This window comes from Rhodohalobacter sp. SW132, assembly GCF_003390325.1.
Taxonomy (GTDB): Bacteria; Bacteroidota; Rhodothermia; order Balneolales; family Balneolaceae; genus SW132.
Genome location: NZ_QUOK01000010.1, coordinates 99,531 through 119,915 on the forward strand (window position 1 = coordinate 99,531; position 20,385 = coordinate 119,915).

16 protein-coding genes and 1 tRNA gene are annotated in these 20,385 nt (G+C 43.6%); 12 read left to right on the forward strand and 5 right to left on the reverse strand.

The features are described from left to right. Nucleotides 1-7: 7 nt before the first annotated feature. From DYD21_RS16710 to recN, 5 genes are all read left to right on the forward strand, one after another. Nucleotides 8-577 carry a hypothetical protein gene (locus DYD21_RS16710; protein WP_116038148.1) on the forward strand — a complete coding sequence of 190 codons (570 nt, stop codon included), beginning with the start codon at nt 8-10 and terminating at the stop codon, nt 575-577. Between the two features lie 32 nt (nt 578-609). Continuing rightward, nucleotides 610-1,998, forward strand: a complete 1,389-nt coding sequence (locus tag DYD21_RS16715) for a hypothetical protein (protein WP_116038149.1) — start codon at nt 610-612, stop codon at nt 1,996-1,998. 24 nt (nt 1,999-2,022) lie between these two features. After that, nucleotides 2,023-2,415, forward strand: a complete 393-nt coding sequence (locus tag DYD21_RS16720) for a hypothetical protein (protein WP_116038150.1) — start codon at nt 2,023-2,025, stop codon at nt 2,413-2,415. Next, nucleotides 2,405-2,566 (forward strand): hypothetical protein, encoded by a 162-nt coding sequence (locus DYD21_RS21145; RefSeq protein ID WP_158607337.1) that lies wholly within the window; start codon nt 2,405-2,407, stop codon nt 2,564-2,566. The genes DYD21_RS16720 and DYD21_RS21145 overlap by 11 nt, the downstream gene beginning before the upstream one ends. A gap of 227 nt (nt 2,567-2,793) precedes the next feature. Next, on the forward strand, nt 2,794-4,500 hold the full coding sequence (recN, locus tag DYD21_RS16725) for a DNA repair protein RecN (RefSeq protein WP_116038151.1): 1,707 nt from the start codon (nt 2,794-2,796) through the stop codon (nt 4,498-4,500). Between the two features lie 283 nt (nt 4,501-4,783). On the opposite strand, the gene DYD21_RS16730 is transcribed toward recN, so the two are convergent. The 4 genes from DYD21_RS16730 to sucC form a co-directional block, all read right to left on the reverse strand. Continuing rightward, nucleotides 4,784-5,344, reverse strand: coding sequence for a hypothetical protein (locus DYD21_RS16730; RefSeq protein WP_116038152.1), 561 nt, complete (start codon nt 5,342-5,344; stop codon nt 4,784-4,786). Nucleotides 5,345-5,371: 27 nt separating this feature from the next. Then, nucleotides 5,372-6,700 carry an LVIVD repeat-containing protein gene (locus DYD21_RS16735; protein WP_116038153.1) on the reverse strand — a complete coding sequence of 443 codons (1,329 nt, stop codon included), beginning with the start codon at nt 6,698-6,700 and terminating at the stop codon, nt 5,372-5,374. 864 nt (nt 6,701-7,564) lie between these two features. After that, nucleotides 7,565-10,426: an FAD-binding and (Fe-S)-binding domain-containing protein gene (locus DYD21_RS16740; RefSeq protein WP_116038154.1), complete on the reverse strand. Its 2,862-nt coding sequence runs from the start codon at nt 10,424-10,426 to the stop codon at nt 7,565-7,567. A gap of 308 nt (nt 10,427-10,734) precedes the next feature. Beyond that, nucleotides 10,735-11,943: an ADP-forming succinate--CoA ligase subunit beta gene (sucC, locus tag DYD21_RS16745; protein WP_116038155.1), complete on the reverse strand. Its 1,209-nt coding sequence runs from the start codon at nt 11,941-11,943 to the stop codon at nt 10,735-10,737. Nucleotides 11,944-12,223: 280 nt separating this feature from the next. On the opposite strand from sucC, the gene DYD21_RS16750 reads away from it, so the two are divergent. Continuing rightward, nucleotides 12,224-12,769 (forward strand): hypothetical protein, encoded by a 546-nt coding sequence (locus tag DYD21_RS16750; RefSeq protein WP_147303627.1) that lies wholly within the window; start codon nt 12,224-12,226, stop codon nt 12,767-12,769. Nucleotides 12,770-12,811: 42 nt separating this feature from the next. Here the strand turns inward: DYD21_RS16750 and DYD21_RS16755 are convergent, their stop codons facing one another. Next, nucleotides 12,812-13,585: an outer membrane lipoprotein-sorting protein gene (locus DYD21_RS16755; RefSeq protein ID WP_116038157.1), complete on the reverse strand. Its 774-nt coding sequence runs from the start codon at nt 13,583-13,585 to the stop codon at nt 12,812-12,814. Between the two features lie 476 nt (nt 13,586-14,061). On the opposite strand from DYD21_RS16755, the gene DYD21_RS16760 reads away from it, so the two are divergent. The 6 genes from DYD21_RS16760 to DYD21_RS16790 all read left to right on the forward strand — a co-directional run bounded on the left by DYD21_RS16760 (nt 14,062) and on the right by DYD21_RS16790 (nt 20,111). Continuing rightward, nucleotides 14,062-14,135, forward strand: a tRNA-Ile gene (locus DYD21_RS16760). Nucleotides 14,136-14,425: 290 nt separating this feature from the next. After that, the gene (locus DYD21_RS16765) at nt 14,426-15,574 is read left to right on the forward strand and encodes a tyrosine-type recombinase/integrase (RefSeq protein WP_116038158.1); all 1,149 of its coding nucleotides are present in this window, start codon (nt 14,426-14,428) and stop codon (nt 15,572-15,574) included. Beyond that, nucleotides 15,571-16,314 carry a hypothetical protein gene (locus DYD21_RS16770; RefSeq protein WP_116038159.1) on the forward strand — a complete coding sequence of 248 codons (744 nt, stop codon included), beginning with the start codon at nt 15,571-15,573 and terminating at the stop codon, nt 16,312-16,314. Before DYD21_RS16765 ends, DYD21_RS16770 begins: the two co-directional genes overlap by 4 nt. A 147-nt stretch (nt 16,315-16,461) precedes the next feature. Continuing rightward, complete coding sequence (locus DYD21_RS16775; RefSeq protein ID WP_116038160.1) at nt 16,462-16,719, forward strand: hypothetical protein; 258 nt, start codon at nt 16,462-16,464, stop codon at nt 16,717-16,719. Nucleotides 16,720-17,057: 338 nt separating this feature from the next. Further along, entirely contained in the window at nt 17,058-18,137 is a 1,080-nt protein-coding gene (locus tag DYD21_RS16785; RefSeq protein WP_158607338.1) for an AAA family ATPase, read from the forward strand. A gap of 588 nt (nt 18,138-18,725) precedes the next feature. Further along, the gene (locus DYD21_RS16790; RefSeq protein WP_116038163.1) at nt 18,726-20,111 is read left to right on the forward strand and encodes a hypothetical protein; all 1,386 of its coding nucleotides are present in this window, start codon (nt 18,726-18,728) and stop codon (nt 20,109-20,111) included. Nucleotides 20,112-20,385: the final 274 nt, after the last annotated feature.

Genomic DNA, 20,385 nt, shown 5'->3' on the forward strand with positions numbered 1-20,385 from the left:
ACTAGGTATGAATATTGGAATTACAATCAGTTATATCGTTGGCGGACTTCTTCTTATTTCCATACTGACGCTGAACAATACAGTGATGCAGGATTCATACAAGCAAACTGTAGAGATGACTGCCGGCACACAGGTGGATGAAATTCGCAGACTGGTGATGCACGATATGCAATTCCTGGCCTTTGGTACGAATAGTGAAATCCTGAATTTTAGTGAAAATCATCTTCGTTTCAGGTCAACGTTCAGAGGCCAAAATCGGGTCTTTAGCTGGCAATTACTGAATGCTCCATATAATGAAACCAGTAATCCCAACGACAGAGTATTGCAGAGAAACGGCCCGATGGATGACAAGCCGGGCAGCACAATGTCCAGGTATCCGGCAGTTCGATTTCAGGTCACAGCGTTTAGCGATGAGGATGGTCTGGTCGAGGCAACATCAAAAGAGCAGGTAAGAAGTATTTTGATCGAAGTTATTGTGGAATCTGCTGAGCCGGTTGGATCACACACAGATGGGTCCCCCCGGTACGCCCGAACCGGATGGAAAAAACTGTTCCTTCCTGATAATCTTATGATATAAAAAACTAAAATCTTCACACAAACCACTCCATTATGGGAAGAGGATTACTTATTCTCGTCAGCGGCATGTTTATTGTTGTAGGCATTGTTCAAAGTGGTATCAATAACCGGAATACACTGTTACCGGAGCGGGCGATGCACTACCAGGAAGAGCTTCATGCCACGAATGCGCTGAACAGCGCAATGGATTATGCACTTCGCGAGATTATTCACGATCAAAGCTGGTCGGCAGGTTTGGCTGACGATAATTTTCTTGAAGCCTCGGTAAATATCACAGTTCATGGCCAGCATTCACCGGACATACCTCCAAATAATATTCCTGTTTGGGATGAATATACGCTCCTGGTTCATGGAGTGGCTGAGTACGAAAATCAAATCGCTACATCAGAATTGTATCTGCGAAAAGATTCCTTTTCAAAGTATTCCTATTTCACAGATTATGAACCCAGTAACATCTATTTCATCTGGTCTGATGAGCTTTCCGGCCCTGTTCACTCCAACGGCCGATTTAATATTGCCGGTGATCCAACATTCTACGGAATGGTCACCAGTCCCGAGATGTGGCACGGATATGACGCAATGGAAAACGATCCTAATTTCTACGGGGGTGAAGATTTTAGCGCCGACCACAGGGATCCGCCCACACTTTTTTCGCTTGATGTGTTAAAAAATGATGCCTCATCCAACGGCCTCTCATTTGACAATGAAGTACGTCTTGAGTTTCTGGATGACGGTTCTCTGTTTGTTCGGGAAAAAACCGGGAACTGGTGGAGTAATGCCAGCGAATATACTGTGGATCTGTCGATGTACAACGGAGTGATTTCATCGTCTGAAAATATCTCTATGCACGGTACCATCTCCGGTCAGTATACCGTTCATTCTTCGGAGAATATCACCATTACGGGAGATATCCGTTACAAAAAAGATCCGGCTGAGTTTTCCGATTCAAGTGATCTGCTCGGCATTGTAAGTGAAAAAGAAGTGATGATCGATAAAAATGCGCATCGTCACGAAGGAAATTCAAACCTGACCATCCAGGCATCGATCATGGCGCTTGATAAATCATTCAGTGCCGAAGATTATAACACAGGCGGCGGACGCGGAGATCTGAATCTTTTGGGCGGAATTGTCCAGCAGCAGCGGGGTCCTATGGGAACCTTCAGCGGCGGATCCATTCAGTCCGGATTCAACAAACAGTACGAATATGATGAAAGGTTGCTGAACATGAACCCGCCAAGTTTTCCAAGAGAAAGTTTTTTCTCCATTGTACACTGGCTTACAAATACAGCGCCAAATCTAACCGCAACACCAGGAAACGGAAACGGGAATGGAAATAACCAGGGGAACAGTGGCAATAATGGAAATGGCAACAATGGGAATAATGGAAACAATGGCAACGGGAATGGAAACCGTAATAACTGAAACATCTAAAGAGGAGAAAGCAAGATGAAAAAAATGATTTTAATTTGTGTAACTGGGCTTATGATTCAGGGATTTGGCAGTTTATATGCCCAGTCTGAGATCACTTTCCAGGTAGATATCACTCACCTGCTTGACGGCAGTGAATTTGATGAAAACAGGGATCGCGTTGAGCTGATCGGTAACCGGAGCCCGCTTTCAGCGATTCAGCCCCAACAAATGAAGCCTGATGAAAATAACCCGAATCTGTTTAAGGTTTCTGTAACCTTTCCGGGGAGTCTGTCAGGGAATACACTTGAGTACCAATTTCGGGTGATGCTGAATAACCGCTACCGGAACGAAGATATTCCCCGATCTACGCGGATACCATCCGGCAATCAAACGCTCGATTCAATCTATTTCAATAGTTATGCGTGGTGATATTGAAGGGCAGTTCTTTTACTATACTCACCTTTTCGAACTGGCCCGAATGAGTTTGGTGTGGGATAAACCGCACCGTCTGCCGGTTGAATTTTATAAGGCTGGGAAAAAATCGAGCATCAGTGTGAAGGAGCGGCTGTTTCGGTTTTGAACAGGGAATTGGGTGATGTGATAGAGTGAAGCGGGGAGGGAGTAATGCAGTGAGCAGTGCATCCCTTTCCGGTGTTTAAATAATTTTGTCTCAGGCCATCAATGGAGTTCTTTAAATTTGGGTATTGGTTTTATACCGTTTATGTTTTTTTCTGATGTGATCGCGATAAACTTTATTTTGTGATCATCTGTTTTGACGTTACTGCTAAAAAAGAACGACTCTGACTCATGATTAAATCGATCTACATCAAAGATTTTGCGCTCATTGATGAACTGGACGTTCAGTTCGAACAAGGCCTGAATATTATGACCGGCCAGACTGGTGCTGGTAAATCGATTATTATCGGTGCGCTGAATATGATTTTGGGTGAACGGGCGGATACGGATGTCATTCGTCAGGGTGCCGAAAAGGCGATTTCTGAGGCTACGATTGAAGTCGGGAAAAATGCATTTCTCCAGAAACTCCTAACAGATAACGCTGTGGATTACAGTGAAGAGCTGATACTCCGGCGTGAAATTCGTCAGAAAGGAAGCCGTGCGTTTATTAACGATACGCCGGTGAACATCGCAGTGCTGAAACAGGTGGGCGATCAGCTTGTGGATCTGCACGGCCAGCACGATCACCAGCTGTTGCTGAAAGAGGAAAATCACATCGATATGATCGATCGTTTTGATTCTGTGGAGCCGGTGAAAAAGACGTATCGCACCGAATACCGGAAAATGGCGGATCTGCAGAAAGAGCTCCGCGATCTGAAACGAAAAGAGCGCGAGCTGAAAGAGAAAACCGAGCTGTACCAGTTCCAGGTGAAGGAGCTGGAGGGCGCCGATTTGGATGCTTACGAAGAAGAGGAACTTGAATCGGAGATGAACCTTCTCGACAATGCGGAAGATCTGGATCAGAAAGCAGCCGCGATTTCAGAAATCGGGAACGGGGATGATATCAGCCTGATGGAGATGCTTAATACCATCAAACTTCACCTGGAAGATATGGCGCGGATTGAACCGGAGTTTGAAACCTATCTGAGCGAGGTGAATACGGCACGCATCAGCATACAGGAAGCGGTGAATTTTGCTGAACGGTATCGAAATACGATCGAGTTTAACCCGCAGCGGCTGGAGACACTAAGGCAAAGGCAGTCGGAACTGAATCGCCTTCAGAAAAAATATATGCGATCTATTCCTGAATTGATCAGCTACTATAACCAAGTTAAACGGGAGCTGAATGTCGCTGAAAATTTTGATCTCGAGATTGAGAAAATCGAGAAAAGAATCCGTGAGCAGGCCGGTCATTTGAAACAAAGTGCTGAGGCGCTTCACAATAAACGATTGGAAATCGGTGAACAGTTATCGACTGATATTGTAGCTACGCTCAGCCACCTGGGGATTCCAAACGGCCAGTTCCGCGTACATGTGGCGTGGCAATTTGCTGACAGCGGCTGGATTGAAATTGACGGCAGGCCCGTAGAGTGTTCAGCCGAAGGGTGTGATGATGTTCGGTTTTATATCTCAACAAATAAAGGCGAAGAGCCAAAACCACTCGACAAAATTGCTTCAGGCGGGGAGGTGAGCCGGGTGATGCTTTCGCTGAAATCGATCCTGGCGCAGGAGCACCATCTGCCGGTTATGATATTTGATGAGATCGATACAGGTATCAGCGGTAATATTTCGGAAAAAGTTGGACGCGAAATGCGGAAATTATCCGAATATTGCCAGATTGTAGCGATCACCCATCAGCCGCAAATTGCAAGCCAGGCACACAAGCATTATCGCGTTGAAAAAATTGAACAGGAAGAGCGGACCATCACGCGAATTACACCGCTGACGGAGGAGGAACATGTCCGGGAAGTTGCGAGCCTGATGAGCGGAGAGGAGATTACCGATGCGGCACTCAGCAGCGCCAAAGAGCTGATTGAACGTGGTGGTGTTAGGAATTGAGATCATTGGTGAACCATCGATTTTTCTCTGATAGACATCCCCCTTTTTAGAGGGTGTGAGGAAATACTTAATAAAGATATCGGCCATTTATTTTTACCACGAAGACGCAAAGCCACGAGGGTACACGAAGTATAACAAAATCAAATTACTAGCTTTCGTGATTCTTCGTGTCATCGTGACTTCGTGGTTAAATAAAAGGACTTTTTTAAATGCTTGTGATTTATTTTCTCACAGCCTCTCGAAGGGGGACTTTTAGGGGATAATTTAAGAATTGAACTCAGGCCTAAAACACAAAACCCATTCCCAAATTGATTCTCTGGTAGGTGTGCGAGTTTTCAACGGTCCGACCTCCCCAGCTGTCAAACTGGTGAGCAGACCGGTCGCGGTTGTATCCCACGTTCAGATAAAAGCCCCAGCTTCTGCTGGTTTTGAACTGAAGGCCCAGTCCGGGATTCACGATCAAGCCTCCATTATGGTTATCCATCACAACATCTGAATCTGATTTTATACTCCGGGTATAACCCATCCGGAAGAACATGTACGGGGATACATCGCCATCCTGAAATATAACTGTCAGATCGGTGAAGATGGGAATCAGCCCAAGGGGATCGTTATAGGGCACATATCCAATTCCAAGTCCGGCCGAAACGAAAGGAGTAAAGCGGTAGCCATTGATCGTATAAAACCGGGCCGTTGAGTGATCTGAGCTGAATAGAAGATCAGATCCGGTGCGATTAAAAAAGCCTGAATCGCTGTTTTCTCCGGCCGGAACTGGTTGTTGAGAACAGACCAACACCGGCCAGAGGAGCAGAGCGAAAAGCAGAACGATTAATCGAGTTTTCATTACAGGATATTCGATTCAGAAGTCAGGTCAGAGTGAGGGCTCGGTTTTGAAAACCGGTATGGTGCTCAGATGCTTCAGATTGTTGATGTCGCTGTAATCATACTGGATGATTCCATCATCGCCGGTTACCATCAAAACACCATCGTAAGGAATCACATCAAATGTTTTGATATCTTCGATATGGCGCAGCAATTTTACGTTATGCGGATCGCTGGCGTCCATGATCTTCAGTCCGTGATCTCCTTCGCTGATAAAAAGCTTACCGTTATCAATACCCAGTCCGTGCGGGTTGATCATCCCATACGATTTTACTTTCTTGGGGTTGGTAAGATCTTTCACATCCACCACATCGAGCTGATTTACACCCATGGGGCAGGCCTCGCTTTTCCGCAGCGTTACAAAAGCGTATTCACCTTCCACCACAACCGGGTCGCAGGCGGTTGCGTGCCAGTAGACAGAGAGCGGCTCCGGATTGGATGGATTTGAAAGTGCGTAGATATACATCGCGTTGGCGGAGCCGATAAAAAGATTATCCTGGTACGGAAAGATTGTTTCGATCTGCCATCCCACATTTTGCTGACTCACTTTACTCGTGTTCCCGGAACCGAGACTGAACGCGGTGAGACTCGTGTGATCTACGGCGTACAGATGATCTGATGTAATCGCAAAACGCGCCATCGAACCACCCACACCACCACCGGATGATTCACCCATGGATGCGCGGCTCGCATCAAAGCTGGCAGTTGTATTTACCCAGCCGGTGCCCCACCGTGTCGGCTGAGAATTGCAGTTTGATTCACAGATCTCCTCGCGCTCAACCTGTTTCCAGTCAACCACAAGGCCTTTGGAATCGTCAATAGACTGGGTTGTGAAACCGGGAGCAATTCGTGAAGCAGTATTGAAAACATCTTCAATCCGCTGCACAAGCTCTGGGGAACTCAAATCACTGATATCAAAGACCAACAGATCTTTCTGTGAATCGGCATACAGCAAAGTGCCATCCACAGCGATATCTTTATTGGCCGGGATATTAATAAACCCGACATTTTGCGGAGCAGAAGGATCATGGTTATCGATGATATGAACCCCTTTATTGACTTCATTCACAAAAAGATATCCGCCATAAAAATAGAATTTTCCGGGGTTGTTCAGATCACGCGACTCTTCCAGAGCCACAGAGTTCACAAACTCACTGTGAGTCATGTACACCGGTTCGAACTCTGTCCAGGTGACCGTCTGAACTTGTTTGTCGTTACAGGAAGTTAAAAAAAGCGGCAAGAAAATCAGAAGTAATGTCCCGATGATGAACTGAGACAACACAGGCTGGCGAAATGTGGATGTATCTCGTGTTTTCATAATGTGCAAATTGAATTCAAGGTGTTGTTACTTCTATCTACACAGCTAAAATGGCGAGTACCTATTCGATGTGGCGATTAATTTAACCGAATAGATTCAAACCCCGTCAAAATTGAAATCTATTACACTAAGCCCATCGATTGAGCCATAACTACCGCTGGGTGAGCCGCTTCGGTAGGAAAATCTGGGAGCATCAATACTTCATTTGAGTAAAACTTCTAATGAATAAAGGTGTAAGGTTTTTTAAGAATAATCATCTTACAAAATAGAATAGGTCTTATTTTGCTTTTAAATATGATTAGACATTGCCGGAGTAAGAGAAAATTGGGTTGCTCAAATTTAGATTGAAAATGCAATTCAAAATAATTACTAAAATTGAGGCGAGGTGAACACTGGGCTGGCGCCGCTATAGCTACATACGACTTTGTTGATTGTATGTGGATGGAATCCGAACTTTAGATCAAATACAATGATTGGTAACTTAATTTTATTATTATTAATCATCTCATCAATCTATAATTATACACAAGTCTGAAAACATAGTATTGATGCCAAATATATTGATAAGCAATTGCGATCAATATATACAGTAATACTTGTTATAAGCGTGATATTATTATGGAGAGTTTTTTGAAGTATGAGGAGATAGCTTGGCTGTAAGACGATTCGGCTATGTTAGCGGTTTACTTTCAGTGGCTGTTGACGCAGGTGTCAGAGATTCAACATTCATGTCAAAATTCATGCAGTCCATTAATCTTAAAGGATATGAAATCCAAGGTTAATGAACTTCACTTTTTCGAGCAAATCCAATTCCCAGGTTCAACACCTCATATTGGGCTCACACGGTGGTAAAATATTTACGTGTCAGGCAAGCCCCATGGCTTTGGCGACAACCACCGCCGGGTGAGCCGCTTTTTTCCCAACGCCATCAGAGATCTGGTGGCGGCAGGAAAATCCGGGAGCGCAGATGTTGGCTTCTGAATTTAATTCGCGAAGAGCTGGAAAGAGAACCTGTTCGCCAACCTGCATGGAAACTTCATATTTATCTTTTTCATACCCAAAACTGCCGGCCATGCCGCAACATCCGGTTTTCAGCTCAATGGGATCAAAACCAAGCTGCCTGAAAGATTGAATCAGAGGATGATTGCCGACCAGCGCTTTTGTGTGGCAGTGGCCGTGTATATAAACTTTCCGGCCTTTTCCGACATCAAGAGCGTCCGAGGTCGCCAGCTCAGTAGCAAGAAACTCTTCCCAGAGAAAGGTGTGATCAGCAATTTTTTTAGCTTTGTCCAGGTCTTCCTCTCTGCAGAGATCGGTGTATTCGTCCCGGAGCGTTAAAATCTCACTCGGTTCAAGTCCCACAATCGGGATATCCCGTTCCGCAAATGGGTAGTAATGGTTGATGTTCTCATGGCATATTTTTGAGGCTTCATCCAGTAAACCCTTGGAGATCTGCGGTCGTCCGGATGGTCGGATAAACGGGACCAGAACATCGTAGCCCAATGAATGTAGCACTTTAAGAGCCGCAATTGCGATTTCAGGTTCGTGGTAGTTGGTGAAAATATCAACCTGCAGGAGAACCTGCTTCGCACCGGGATGACTGAAGTCTGATCTGTTCTTCCTGTACCACGATTGAAATGTCTGCGAGGCAAACTCCGGGACATTCCGGCTTGGGTGGATGTTGAATAGTTTTTCGAACAACCACTTTGTCGGTTTTTGCTTGTTGATAAAATTTGTGACCGATGCGGTAAATGAAGCGAGCGGATAGAGTTTTTCAGGCTGACCAAAAAATCGTTCAGCTGAGGAGATACCATTTTTTTTGTGCCAGCCGTGCGTAAACTCCGCTTTCATTTTTGCCATATCCACATTAGCGGGACATTCACTTTTACACGCTTTGCAGCTCAGGCAGAGGCTTAGTGCATCCTTTAGTTCTTCCGATTCAAACGCGTCCATCTGCTTACCTGAGAAAAGCTGACGAAACAGGTTTGCCCGGCCGCGGGTATTATCTTTTTCCTCACGTGTGGCGTGGTAGGACGGACACATGGTGCCGCCGCTCTGCGCCAGTTTTCTGCATACACCGGCGCCGTTACAAAGTTCAATGGCGTTGCCGAATCCGCCGGCTTTGCGCCATTTGAACATTGTTGGAACGGCAGGCGGATTGTAATCGGGCGAAAACCGAAGATCGGTATCGATCGGTTTTGGGTCGAGGATTTTACCGGGATTGAACAGGTAGTTCGGGTCCCAGATCTCCTTCACGCGCCGGAGCAGCGGCATCATCTCGCTCCCCAAAACGGTTTCGATGTAAGGCGCCCGAGCGCGCCCATCGCCGTGTTCACCGGAGAGTGAGCCCCGATATTTTTTTACGATGTCGGCCACTTCTGCCGCCATCTGTTTCATGGTTTCGAGACCTTCGGGCGTTTTGGTGTTTACAACAGGGCGGAGGTGCAGCTCACCGACCGATGCGTGGGCATAAAATACGCACGAAGAGTTGTGACGATCGAGCATCGCCTGGAAATCATCCACATAGTCGGGCAGATCCTCCACGCGAACGGCCGTATCTTCAACAAAACTCGGGGATGGATTTTCATTACCAAGGCCCATAATCAACCCGAGTCCGGCTTTTCTGAGATCCCAGACGCGCCGGATTTCATCTTCATCCGAGAGATATGGATGCGCATATCCAAAATTGAGTTCCCTCAGACGTTCGGCAAGTTTCGCCGAATGGGCTTCCAATTCATCCTGATTTTCACCCTCAAACTGTACAATGAGAATACATTTTGGATCACCCTTCAGGAAAAACCGGTTTTTATTCTGTTCGATATTTCCTTTTGTGGCGTCCAGGATGATATCATCCACAAGCTCCACAGCTGCCGGCTGCCACTTCACAATTTCAACCGCAGCCTTCATCGCCTCGCGAAGTGAGCTGAACTGCGGAATCACAAGCGATCGGCAGGCGGGAAGGTCCACCAGGTTTAGTTTTGCGGATGCGGTCATCGCAAGAGTTCCTTCACTCCCGCACAGAAGTTCAGCCATGTTAAATGGCCGTCCGCCGGGGGTGAGTGGCGACATCTCGCACATCCGGTCGAGCGCATACCCGGTATTTCGGCGAATAATTTCCGGGTGAGGATAATGGTCCAGGATTTCATCTTTATGCTTTTTCAGAAGCTGCAGGATTTGCCTGTAAATACTCCCTTCGAAAGTCTGGAGGTTCAGTTTCTCCTCAAGTTCCTGATCTGACAGTTGTTTGAACAGAGCGGTTGAGCCGTCGCTTAGGACGGCTTCAATTTCGAGGATATGTTCACGGGTGGATCGGTGTTTGATCGAAAATGATCCGCACGAATTGTTCCCGATCATGCCGCCGATCATGCACCGGTTGGTAGTCGCTGTGTCGGGGCCAAACTGAAGCTTATATTTTGCCGCTTCGCGATTCAGAGTGTCACGGATCACACCCGGCTGCACGTGTGCAACCTGACGCTTCGGATCGATTTCAAGGATTCCGGTCATGTGCCGCGAGCTGTCCATGATAATCCCCTCACCGGTGGTCTGGCCGGCCAGGCTGGTGCCTGCACTTCGGGCAGTGATCGAAAAGTTTCTCTTTGCAGCTTCTTTCACCAGCTGACGGATCTCATCAACCGAAGACGGAAAAGCTACACCGGAGGGGAGTTCTTCATAAATGGAGGCGTCAGTTGCGTAAAGTCGGCGGGTGAGGGAATCGGTTTTAATCATCCGGAAGGTAGAAATTTAACGGGTATGCAGTCACGAGAAACAGGTATTCGGCATACACCGAAACAGAAATTTAAAAATTAATATCATGTTGTTTCATCAGCCGTATAGTATACTAAAGATCTGTCGATTAATCTCTTTCACTTTTGAATAACTCCGAACAAATTATTCGAAATTGAGCTACAGTAAACCCTGTAAAAGATCACCGAACAATGCGGTTTAAAGATATGCAGACATAAAAAAAGCGGAGCATCCAGTATTAATCACTGAAGCTCCGCTTAAATTGCAATCATGCAAACAGGCTGAAGTGATCAGGCAGCAATCACTTTCGATACCGCATCCGCTGCCTCTTTAAGAAGCACGGCTGAGATGACGTTCAGGTCGCTGTTATCGATAATCTCTTTCGCCTCAACGGCGTTTGTACCCTGCAGACGCACGATAATCGGCACATTCTCAACCTTCTTGGCAATTTCAGGATCTTTGATCGCTTCAATCACGCCGTTGGCAACGCGGTCACAGCGAACGATTCCGCCGAATATATTGATGAGGATCGCTTTTACGTTTTGGTCCTCAAGAATAATGCGGAAGCCGTTCTTCACGGTATCTACATTTGCACCGCCGCCAACATCAAGAAAATTGGCCGGATCGCCGCCGGAGAGTTTAATGATATCCATGGTAGCCATCGCCAGGCCGGCGCCGTTAACCATGCATCCCACATTTCCATCGAGCTTGATGTAGTTCAGTCCATATTTTGATGCTTCCAGTTCAATGGGGTTTTCCTCGGATTCATCCCGAAGTTCAGCATATTTTTTCTGACGGAACATGGCGTTCTCATCGAATGTGAATTTGGCATCGAGGGCCATCACATCACCGTCGGGTGTGCGAACCAGCGGGTTGATTTCCACAAGACTGGCATCGGTCTCTTCATAACATTTGTAAAGAGCCATGATGAACTTCACCGCTTTTTTGAATGCATCTCCTTCGAGACCAAGTGCAAATGCGAGACGGCGGGCCTGGTTGTGCTGCAGATCCATTCCGGGCTCTACCCACTCCTTAATAATTTTTTCGGGAGTTTCTTCTGCAACTTTTTCGATCTCAACACCGCCTTCGGTGGAGACCATAATCACATTTTTGCTGTTACCGCGGTCGAGCAGGATTCCAAGATAGTACTCCTGTGCGATATCTACGCCATCGGTTACATAAATGGTATTTACTTTCTGACCTTCATCACCGGTCTGGATGGTCACCAACGTATCGCCGAGCAGATCTTCAGCCGCCTGTTTTACTTCATCGACGGTTTTGCAAAGAATCACCCCTTTGGCATTGTTGTTCTTGGTGCGGCCTTTACCGCGTCCGCCGGCATGGATCATCGCTTTCACTACGAAAAGTGAAGATCCATTCTCTTTCATTTTTTTTGCTGCAGCAACGGCATCATCAACATTCTCGGCCGCTACACCATCGGGTACTGCTACCCCGTATTCACTTAAAATTTCTTTGGCTTGATACTCATGAATTTTCATAAATAACCGGTTTTCAACAAGATTTAGGGTTTCATTATTTCGGGTGTAATAATAGCCAAACTGGCAGGTAAAAAAAAGCTGAGAAGGGATTTGTTGGTTGGTAGGGCCGGGGGCAGGCCGATATTTACAATCTTTATGACAGTAATTGGTTTTTTTGGGGGTGATGTGCTTTCTAATGCCGCTTTGATCAATTTTCAGAAAAAGTGTAAGGGCTGGCTCTAATTCAGATCATATTATAAAAGTGAAAAGTGAAAAGTGAAAAGTGAAAAAAGAGAAAGTTATGGCTGGAAAATATCGAAAAGAGAAAGAACTGAGCTATATATCCTTACGAATCGTTGCAGGAATCCCTTTGTTCACGGAGATCAGGCTGATTCGGAAGATGAGCAACGGGCTGCGCTGGTGCTGTGACCGGCGAGGACTGCGAATCTACGAGTACGTAATTCTTCCCGATCGTATTCTATTGATGGGGAATGCAGCGTGGGGCACATTTGATGAGATTATTGAAAGCTTCAAGGCGTTTTCATCAAAAGCCGTGATGCAGGTATTAAGGGAAGGCCGACCGAGCTTGCACAGATCCTGGCTGATTCCGCTTCTTGAAGAGCATGGCAATACCGGAAGCCCGGCGGGGACCCTGATATGGAGCAGTGAAGATCATAAGCGGGTGGTGTATCAGCAGCATGATATCGACGCAACCGCAATGGCCATTCGGTATGCCCCGGTAAAACAGGGAATTGTGTCAAAAGAAAAATATTACCTGCACAGCAGTGCAAATCCTGCAAACCCACTGGAGGGATGGCAGGTGGCTGTGACCGATCGCGGGATTTAGGGGGACGGAGGGAAATTCTATTTATTTGATATCTGAATTTAATCAAATTCCCCTTTGGAGCCCGCGTTCTGTAAAACGCCAGTCTTCAACGGAAGCGTTGATTTCGCGTTCAGTCCATTTCAATTCCGTTTTTCGATCTTCCCGCAAATCGTACATGGTCATCCGTGCGGGCGACCACAACTGATCGGATAGCTGTTCAAAATCTTCAGCCTCAAGGCGCTTAATTTTCTCTCCCTCATCGTCGAAGTAGTGAATTTCAGAAAGGGTATACATTTCGCGATCGATTTTAAAAGTGACGGAAGAATACTGTTCAGAGTCAGGTTTGGAGGCGTGAACCAGGTAATAATTTTCGTGATTTTCCAGCCATTCAAATTCGTAATCCTCCGCTTGCTGATCCCCCAGATCCTCGTATGTAAAATCACTGCCCATAAAACGATCTCCCCTGTCTGATGAGCCGATGGTTTGAATTCTACCCACAGAAGGAAGATAAAGCCGCTGCGAGCTGCTTCCGTTCTCCCGGATGGTGAGAAATGCGGTTCCGCTTACGTTGCCGGGATTAGAAAATACGATAAGATTCCTGGAGATGTTTTCATCCGTAGATGACCACATTTTCATTGTTCGGCTGCGTGTGCGTCCCCTCGGATCGGTAATGATCATCTCCAGGGTAGCCGTTTCAGTATTGATGGAGTTTCTTCGGTCTTCCACTTCTTCAAAAACTGATCTTGCTTCCGCTTCATCGGTAATGCGATCCTGTGCATGCAGACATGTTTCGTGAATCATCAAAAAAGCAAAAAGTGCTATTAGGGCAGATTTCATAAGAATAATTAGATTTAGCTTGATGAATGAAAACGCCGGGATTTAGGAGAGCGTTCACCGGATTTAAGGTGAGGTGAATTTTTGGGCCTTGAAATAAAAATGGCCACACCCGTTAGGATGTGGCCAATGTCAGGATCACTGAAAAAGTATGGAAACTCAATCAGAATCCTTAACCCCAATTAAATATACGGGAAATTATCAGTTGAATAAAGGGTTTGTTTGCGTTAAATAAATTATGGTGGATGGGTAAGATATTGGCCAACATATAGTAAGCCGTTCATTGTAAAGTAAACGGACATTGTATCATTCATCATGAGTGTTTTTTTGATATCTATTAAAAACCTGGACATTTAAGTTCAAGAACCGTGATGTAACCCGGCTTAATCTATTTGAATGAATTGGGTTATTGTATCTGACAGAGAAAGCCCGTAGTTTTAAGGCTGTTTCGAGATTTCTAAAAACTCAACCACACAAAAGGGCCCATAGCTCAGTTGGTCAGAGCAGTCGACTCATAATCGATTGGTCGCAGGTTCAAGTCCTGCTGGGCCCACTTAATTCTACATTCTAATATTACTCGAAAAAAGCCCCTTAAATAATCTTTAAGGGGCTTTTTTTATGATTTTTACTCATCTCACCAATATCTTCCCGAGTGAAAGATTTTCATTTTCCCGCACAAAACACGTAATTAGTTGGTACAGCGGTTGGTACATTTACCCATAGAACAATAGACTGGGTATAAACCTCCGCGTAATCTACACTTTGTCGATTGCAAAATTTAACTCACGATGCATAGATGGTGAGATACCTTCATACAAACGATTTAACAGACAGATTATAATTATGGCAAGTTTAAGAAAGCGAGGAGAAACCTATTACATACGGTTTTTTACTCACATTAATGATAAGCGTAAACAAAAAGCCTTAAGTCTTGGCACAGGTGTAAAGAGGGAAGCCGAGAAACTCCTGATCAAATATGAGGAGATGTTTGAAAGAGGAGAGATCGATCCGTTCAACGGATGGACTCCCAAAAAAGAAGTAGAGATAAAAAGAAAAAGCCTGAAAGGAAAGTATATGTCTCTCAAAGATGCCTCACAACTGTTTGTGGAAAACAGAAGTCAGGCAAATCAGCAGACTAAAGATAATTACGAGAGACACCAGAATATGCTTCAGAAGGAGCTGGGGGCTACTATGCCTGTAACCGAAATTACAGAGCAGGATCTTCGGGATTTTTGTTTTCGGGATGGCTTGGCGCCTGCTACACAAGCCAGTTATCTCAGACACTATAAAGTGTTCTTCCGCTGGCTGCATGAAAAAAAGATTGTAAAAGAGAACATCACGGATGGAATTAAGGCTTCAAAACCTCCTCAGAATATAAGCGTTAAAACTATATCAAGGGAGCAACTGGACCTTCTATTTGAAAAATTTGATAAATTCAACGCGAGAAATGAAAAAGACGGATTCATTACCAAGCCACATCAAAAACGCCACTGGTTTAAGCCGATGATCAATACGTTTTACTACTGCGGGTTGCGGGCAAAAGAGGGCGTAAACCTAACGTGGGATGAGGTAGATCTCAAGAAGGGGTATATCCGGGTCATCAATAAGAAAGGGGCGAATACCAAATCCGGAAAAGACCGGACGATTCCCATTCGAAAAGAGCTGAAACCGATACTTAAAAAGTGGTATGCATTTCTTGGTAAACCGAAAGATGGCTACGTGTTTCCAAGTGCCACAGGCATGAACCGATTTCAAAAGATGAATCCCGGTTCGGTATCCCGTTCATTTAAAAAGTTTGTTCGTGAAGCTAAATTACCGGAGTCAATCACGCTTCACGGACTACGACATACTTGCGGTACTGATTTGCTTCGAATGGGCGTTCCAATTAACCAGGTATCCTCCTTTTTAGGCCACTCCTCTGTGGAAGTAACCCAGATCTATGAACACCTTGATGAAACTGATTTAAAACGAACCTTAGACGCGATAGAATGATGAGTAGACTTAATACGCCAAAAGGAATTTTTCTAGATTTACTTTATCTGGCCGAGACCGGAAGTGGTTTTGTGAAGCAAACCATTCCGGAATCAATTTTTATTGATTATTTAAAATTATCCGGCAGATATGAACAACTGAAACAACAGGTCGGTAAAAATTTTGAGAGGATCACTAAAGATAGATTTCAAAAAGAATATCCACCTGAAAGCTGGCCGCGTGTTGATAAAAAAATCGAAACGTTTAGCCGGAAACTGAATCAGTTTGATTACGATAATGATGTCATTTCAAACTACCATCATTACGATGATGAGTATATTAAAAATGCATACCAATATTATTGCGACAAGACAGGGCATATCTACGGCAAGTCAATATCTGCAAAATCAATCTCAAATAGAGATTCCATCAAAATGGTGAATATGATTGAAGCTATAGGAGGAGCCATACTATTAAGAGAAACTCTCCAGGAAGTTCAGGATCATTTGGAGTTTAATGACATTTATTCTCCAATAGATGAGTTGCAAAAATTTGATAAGGTTGCTGACGCCTGTTGGAAGTTTTTCAACGACAACGAATCAATCACTCAAGAAGAGATTTTATTTAGAATAAAGTTCAAGAGTTATTTTACGAACTATGCTCATTTACCCACTAAAGAAGCGAAAAAGAAAGCTTCGGAAGCTGCAAAACAGTGGTTCAGAGACGTTAAAAAGAGCAGCGGGATAGAAATTCCAAAGTAGTTCTGTCCTCGATCTGGATTCATAAATGTACTTCTGCTGATTTCTGGGATACTTCTGGGAAGACATGACCAGAGCAACGTGTTGAATCAAATTGCCTATCCGATGTAGCTTGTTAGTGAAACAAAATCACTAATTAATCCCAGTAATATGAGTAACGAAACATTGGACCGAATAGAAACAAAATTAGATCTACTTCTCAATTCGAACAAGCACCGAATCAACGAGAAGAGATATATAACAGCTAAAGAAGTAGAAGATCTGACCGGTTTAAATCACCGCACCATTCTTAACCGGTCAAACGTAGACGATCAGAATCCTCGCTTTATTCCCTCCATACAGTTTGGTGGTAGCCGCCGTAAATACTTTGAGCGAAAAGTGATCGAGAGAATCTTTCGCTTAAAATAGATCGAAAATGTCTGAAAAAGAGATAGTTTTATATTTTAAGGCATTTCCGAATCATATTATAGATGAGATACTGCCAGATATAGATGGAAGTTCATTTAAAATACTTATGCTTTTCATGAGAAATATAATCGGCTTTCAAAAATCGGTTGACAAAATTGCCCTTTTCAGCTTGAGAAGCATACAGTGCTTTATAAAAAAACCGTAATAAAATCGCTGGAGCAAGGACTTTGATTAAAAATCTATCATAATGAAGTATCTATTTGGTGGGTGACATCATGCTGACACTCATTTGCAGTTTCTTTCTTGAAATGAAATGATCATTAAAAAAAGAGACGATGTTGGCAAACGATAATTTGGGGGTGAACTCCTCAACGCGCCTGGAACTGATGAGTATCACTGGCAAAAACTACGAAATGGGAATCAAGTTCCACATTTTTGTGAGGGGCCGAATGCCCAGTTTAAAGGAGTTCCTTGTTGATAAAAAGGAAACGTGGAAAAAGATACGAAACAAGATAGAGACCAACTATCAATGGCTTCCGGAACATCACTTTACATGGAGTGAAGTGAATCACCTGGGCCAGTCCCATAATCACTACGGCATTCATCTTAAAGGCGGTGTAACCATTTTCTGTACAGATACCACCCAACGAGTCAAGATGATATATGATTACAATTCCGACGATCAGCTTGTCGATGAATTGATCACAATGTTTAATAAACGAAAAGATAAACCGAAAAACCGTGTTGGCCTCATTCAGGCGAGTTGCGGAACGCTGAATGTAAAGTTCGTTGAGTATCGACCATACGAGCTTGAGATTACTCCTTTCCTTGGCGAGGAGATTGGCGCTTTAAAGCAGGAGATGCTGCAATCCTTCAAAGACGAAACGAAAAGTGGTTTATATCTCATCCATGGAAAGCCTGGAACAGGAAAGACGTCATTTCTGAAAGAGATTCTTACCCAAACGGATAAGCAGGCTCTCTTTATCCCGCCGTCCATTGCGGGTGAGCTGGGTAATCCGAACCTGATTTCATTGCTTATGGATCATTCCGACTCAATCATAATCATTGAAGATGCAGAAACGGTATTGATGACACGTGAAGCGGACAATTCTGATGCAGTTTCCAACCTGCTGAACTTGACAGACGGTTTCCCCTCCGATTTCCTGAACCTCAATATTATCTGCACCTTTAATACAGACATCCAGGACATCGATCCGGCTCTTCTTCGGAAAGGGAGGCTGAGGGGAATTCAGGTGTTTAAAGAATTAAGTATTGAACAAGCACAAAAGCTCGCCGATAATATAGGTTCCGGAATTACTATTGACAGAAAGATGACTGTTGCGGAGATTAGCAACGAAAGTTTCGTCAATTCTTATAAGCTAACAGGGAATGGAATCGGCTTTAACGGAAGCAAATAAGATCTACGCATGAAAGTACTAAAAGTACTTGAAATTGGGGCTGTAGGTGGTAGCCTTGATTTTTACGCCATAACCAAGCAATCAAAAACATAATATGCAATCGGATCAAGCCACGACAAGAAGTACTGGACTGCTGAAGATATTCCGTGAGATTACTTAAAAAAATTATGACCCGTTTCTCTGGTACTGCCCAGTTAAAGTAAACCCCATTTACAAAAAAAAGCTGATCCCTGTACTGCTGAGCGAATATCAAGAATATTCCAAAGACCAGTTTATGAATCTTGAAACGGCGGAAGAGATACTTGGTAGATTTTTAAAAACTAACATACCAGAGAAATCATACATTCAGGATCACACCGGTTCAGAAAACCGAAACGTACAGCTACAAACGCTTTGGGGATAAACGGGTACTGGAATGGACCATGACTGAATATGCAACAAACCTGAACTGCAGAAATGTATTGCCGGGATAGGATCATTTGAGGGATACACATTTGTCATTTGGGATGGAAATTCGGTTTTTTTAAGGGTATTTCCGTTGGAGAGGTATGAAGTTGAAGCACTTGTAAACAGACAAATAATTAAGTTATGAGCAGAGAAGAACAGAAAAATAACCATCTAAACCTCTTTCATTTCTATGGAGAAAAGGGAAACCAGTTTTTGGAAGATAATCTGACAAGAGGACTGGCAATTTGTTTAAAAAATGATCCCATTTTACTGGACCGTTTTTTGAGAACAATTATGAAGGGTTACTATGACGATCTTTTCAAAACGGAGGGTGAAAAAACGAACCTTATCATTAATGTTCAACAAAGAGCTGGTACTTTTGAAGGAATACAGACTGTTTTTGGAGTGCCGCTCACTACACAAGAGTTAGACTTTGAAACCGAAATTTCCCCAAAAGGAGTTGATAGCCCTATCACGGATCTCTCTATACAAATTGGAGATCAATTAATACTGATTGAAGTTAAACGTACAGCGGAAGATTGCAGGAAACAGCTTCAAAACCAGATTGATGTGGTTTCAAAAGCAAATGATGAAAATGTGAATGTAGAAGATGTTGGAACATTTTCATGGGGGGTGTTAATGGATCTTATTCGACATACATTGAAGTTTGAGAATGAAGTAAGTCATAGGAGCATTTTCACAAGTGATTACTACGATTTTATCAAACGACAATTTCCATCATGGTTTGCTAATATCCCATTCAGAGAAATTTCTTTCCCAGATAACATTGAAGAGAGCCCTAAGGAAAAAGAACTGCTTGAAGTGCGGCTAAATTTGATCAAACAGGAGATTCTCAATATCTGGAACAAAAAGAGCAATGTAGATGATGAGCTTGTTTTCAATAGAGCAAATATTCCTGTTCATGACTACAATTGGGTCGATGAAATCAATATTGAACCAAGTATTGATAAAGTAACGAGTGAAAAATTTATATCCCTCAAAGTGTGGCCCGGAGATACAAAAACTCAGGGATATTCAATTTACAAAAAGGGGAAAACGTTTGAATGGCCACCCTATATCTTCAATAAAAAGTATAAGTTTAGGATACAACCTTATTTGAAGTTTTCACACATGCAAGGTCTATGTTGGGTAAATACAAAAGACAAGACAAATCCCAAAACCCACACCAAAGAGTTCTTTGATAGGTTTACCGGAAAATGGAAACGGGACAAACAAAAAGGTTGGATTAAAAATAAAGCCAGCTGGGATAAATTCGATCAGATTTTGGAAGAGGTGAATGATTCTGAGCATGATTGGAAAACAGCATCAAAGTTCAACAGTAGAATTGAAGAATCTCAACGAAGCTATTTCTATGTTTCAATAGGTTTTGCTGTAGAAGTGCGTATGCCATATGGTATCGCTCGGGAGTTGGACATTAATGGAGATGATAATCCCATCGTTGAAGAGCTCAAAAAGATTGCCGAAACACTACTGGAAAAATTAAATGATCAATTTGCTGGATTATAATAATTATGAACCATTTTAGTGATGGTTTATACCCTTTCAATTTGATGCAGATCTGCTATATTAAATGGCAGAATCATCGGGAAAAATCATTTCAGATTACTATGAAGTAAGTTGGCGCTTACATTACTATCAAATTCGTCACTGGCGACTGATTTGAAATTTTTAGGATACATAAAAAACCATCTGGTTTCGTGTTACTGAATTTTTTCAATTAAATTCACCCAAATATTCATTGAAGGGAAAAATTTTCTTCTATAAAGTATCATCTAAAAAC

Excerpts from the sequence above, each read along its gene's own strand:
- DYD21_RS16710 (WP_116038148.1), top strand. The coding sequence starts at position 8 with ATGAATATTGGAATTACAATCAGTTATATCGTTGGCGGACTTCTTCTT.
- DYD21_RS16755 (WP_116038157.1), bottom strand. The coding sequence starts at position 13,585 with ATGAAATCTGCCCTAATAGCACTTTTTGCTTTTTTGATGATTCACGAA.
- DYD21_RS16715 (WP_116038149.1), top strand. The coding sequence starts at position 610 with ATGGGAAGAGGATTACTTATTCTCGTCAGCGGCATGTTTATTGTTGTA.
- DYD21_RS16775 (WP_116038160.1), top strand. The coding sequence starts at position 16,462 with ATGAGTAACGAAACATTGGACCGAATAGAAACAAAATTAGATCTACTT.
- DYD21_RS16730 (WP_116038152.1), bottom strand. The coding sequence starts at position 5,344 with ATGAAAACTCGATTAATCGTTCTGCTTTTCGCTCTGCTCCTCTGGCCG.
- DYD21_RS16765 (WP_116038158.1), top strand. The coding sequence starts at position 14,426 with ATGGCAAGTTTAAGAAAGCGAGGAGAAACCTATTACATACGGTTTTTT.
- DYD21_RS16720 (WP_116038150.1), top strand. The coding sequence starts at position 2,023 with ATGAAAAAAATGATTTTAATTTGTGTAACTGGGCTTATGATTCAGGGA.
- DYD21_RS16735 (WP_116038153.1), bottom strand. The coding sequence starts at position 6,700 with ATGAAAACACGAGATACATCCACATTTCGCCAGCCTGTGTTGTCTCAG.
- DYD21_RS16770 (WP_116038159.1), top strand. The coding sequence starts at position 15,571 with ATGATGAGTAGACTTAATACGCCAAAAGGAATTTTTCTAGATTTACTT.
- DYD21_RS16790 (WP_116038163.1), top strand. The coding sequence starts at position 18,726 with ATGAGCAGAGAAGAACAGAAAAATAACCATCTAAACCTCTTTCATTTC.
- DYD21_RS16740 (WP_116038154.1), bottom strand. The coding sequence starts at position 10,426 with ATGATTAAAACCGATTCCCTCACCCGCCGACTTTACGCAACTGACGCC.
- sucC (WP_116038155.1), bottom strand. The coding sequence starts at position 11,943 with ATGAAAATTCATGAGTATCAAGCCAAAGAAATTTTAAGTGAATACGGG.
- DYD21_RS16750 (WP_147303627.1), top strand. The coding sequence starts at position 12,224 with ATGGCTGGAAAATATCGAAAAGAGAAAGAACTGAGCTATATATCCTTA.
- recN (WP_116038151.1), top strand. The coding sequence starts at position 2,794 with ATGATTAAATCGATCTACATCAAAGATTTTGCGCTCATTGATGAACTG.
- DYD21_RS21145 (WP_158607337.1), top strand. The coding sequence starts at position 2,405 with ATGCGTGGTGATATTGAAGGGCAGTTCTTTTACTATACTCACCTTTTC.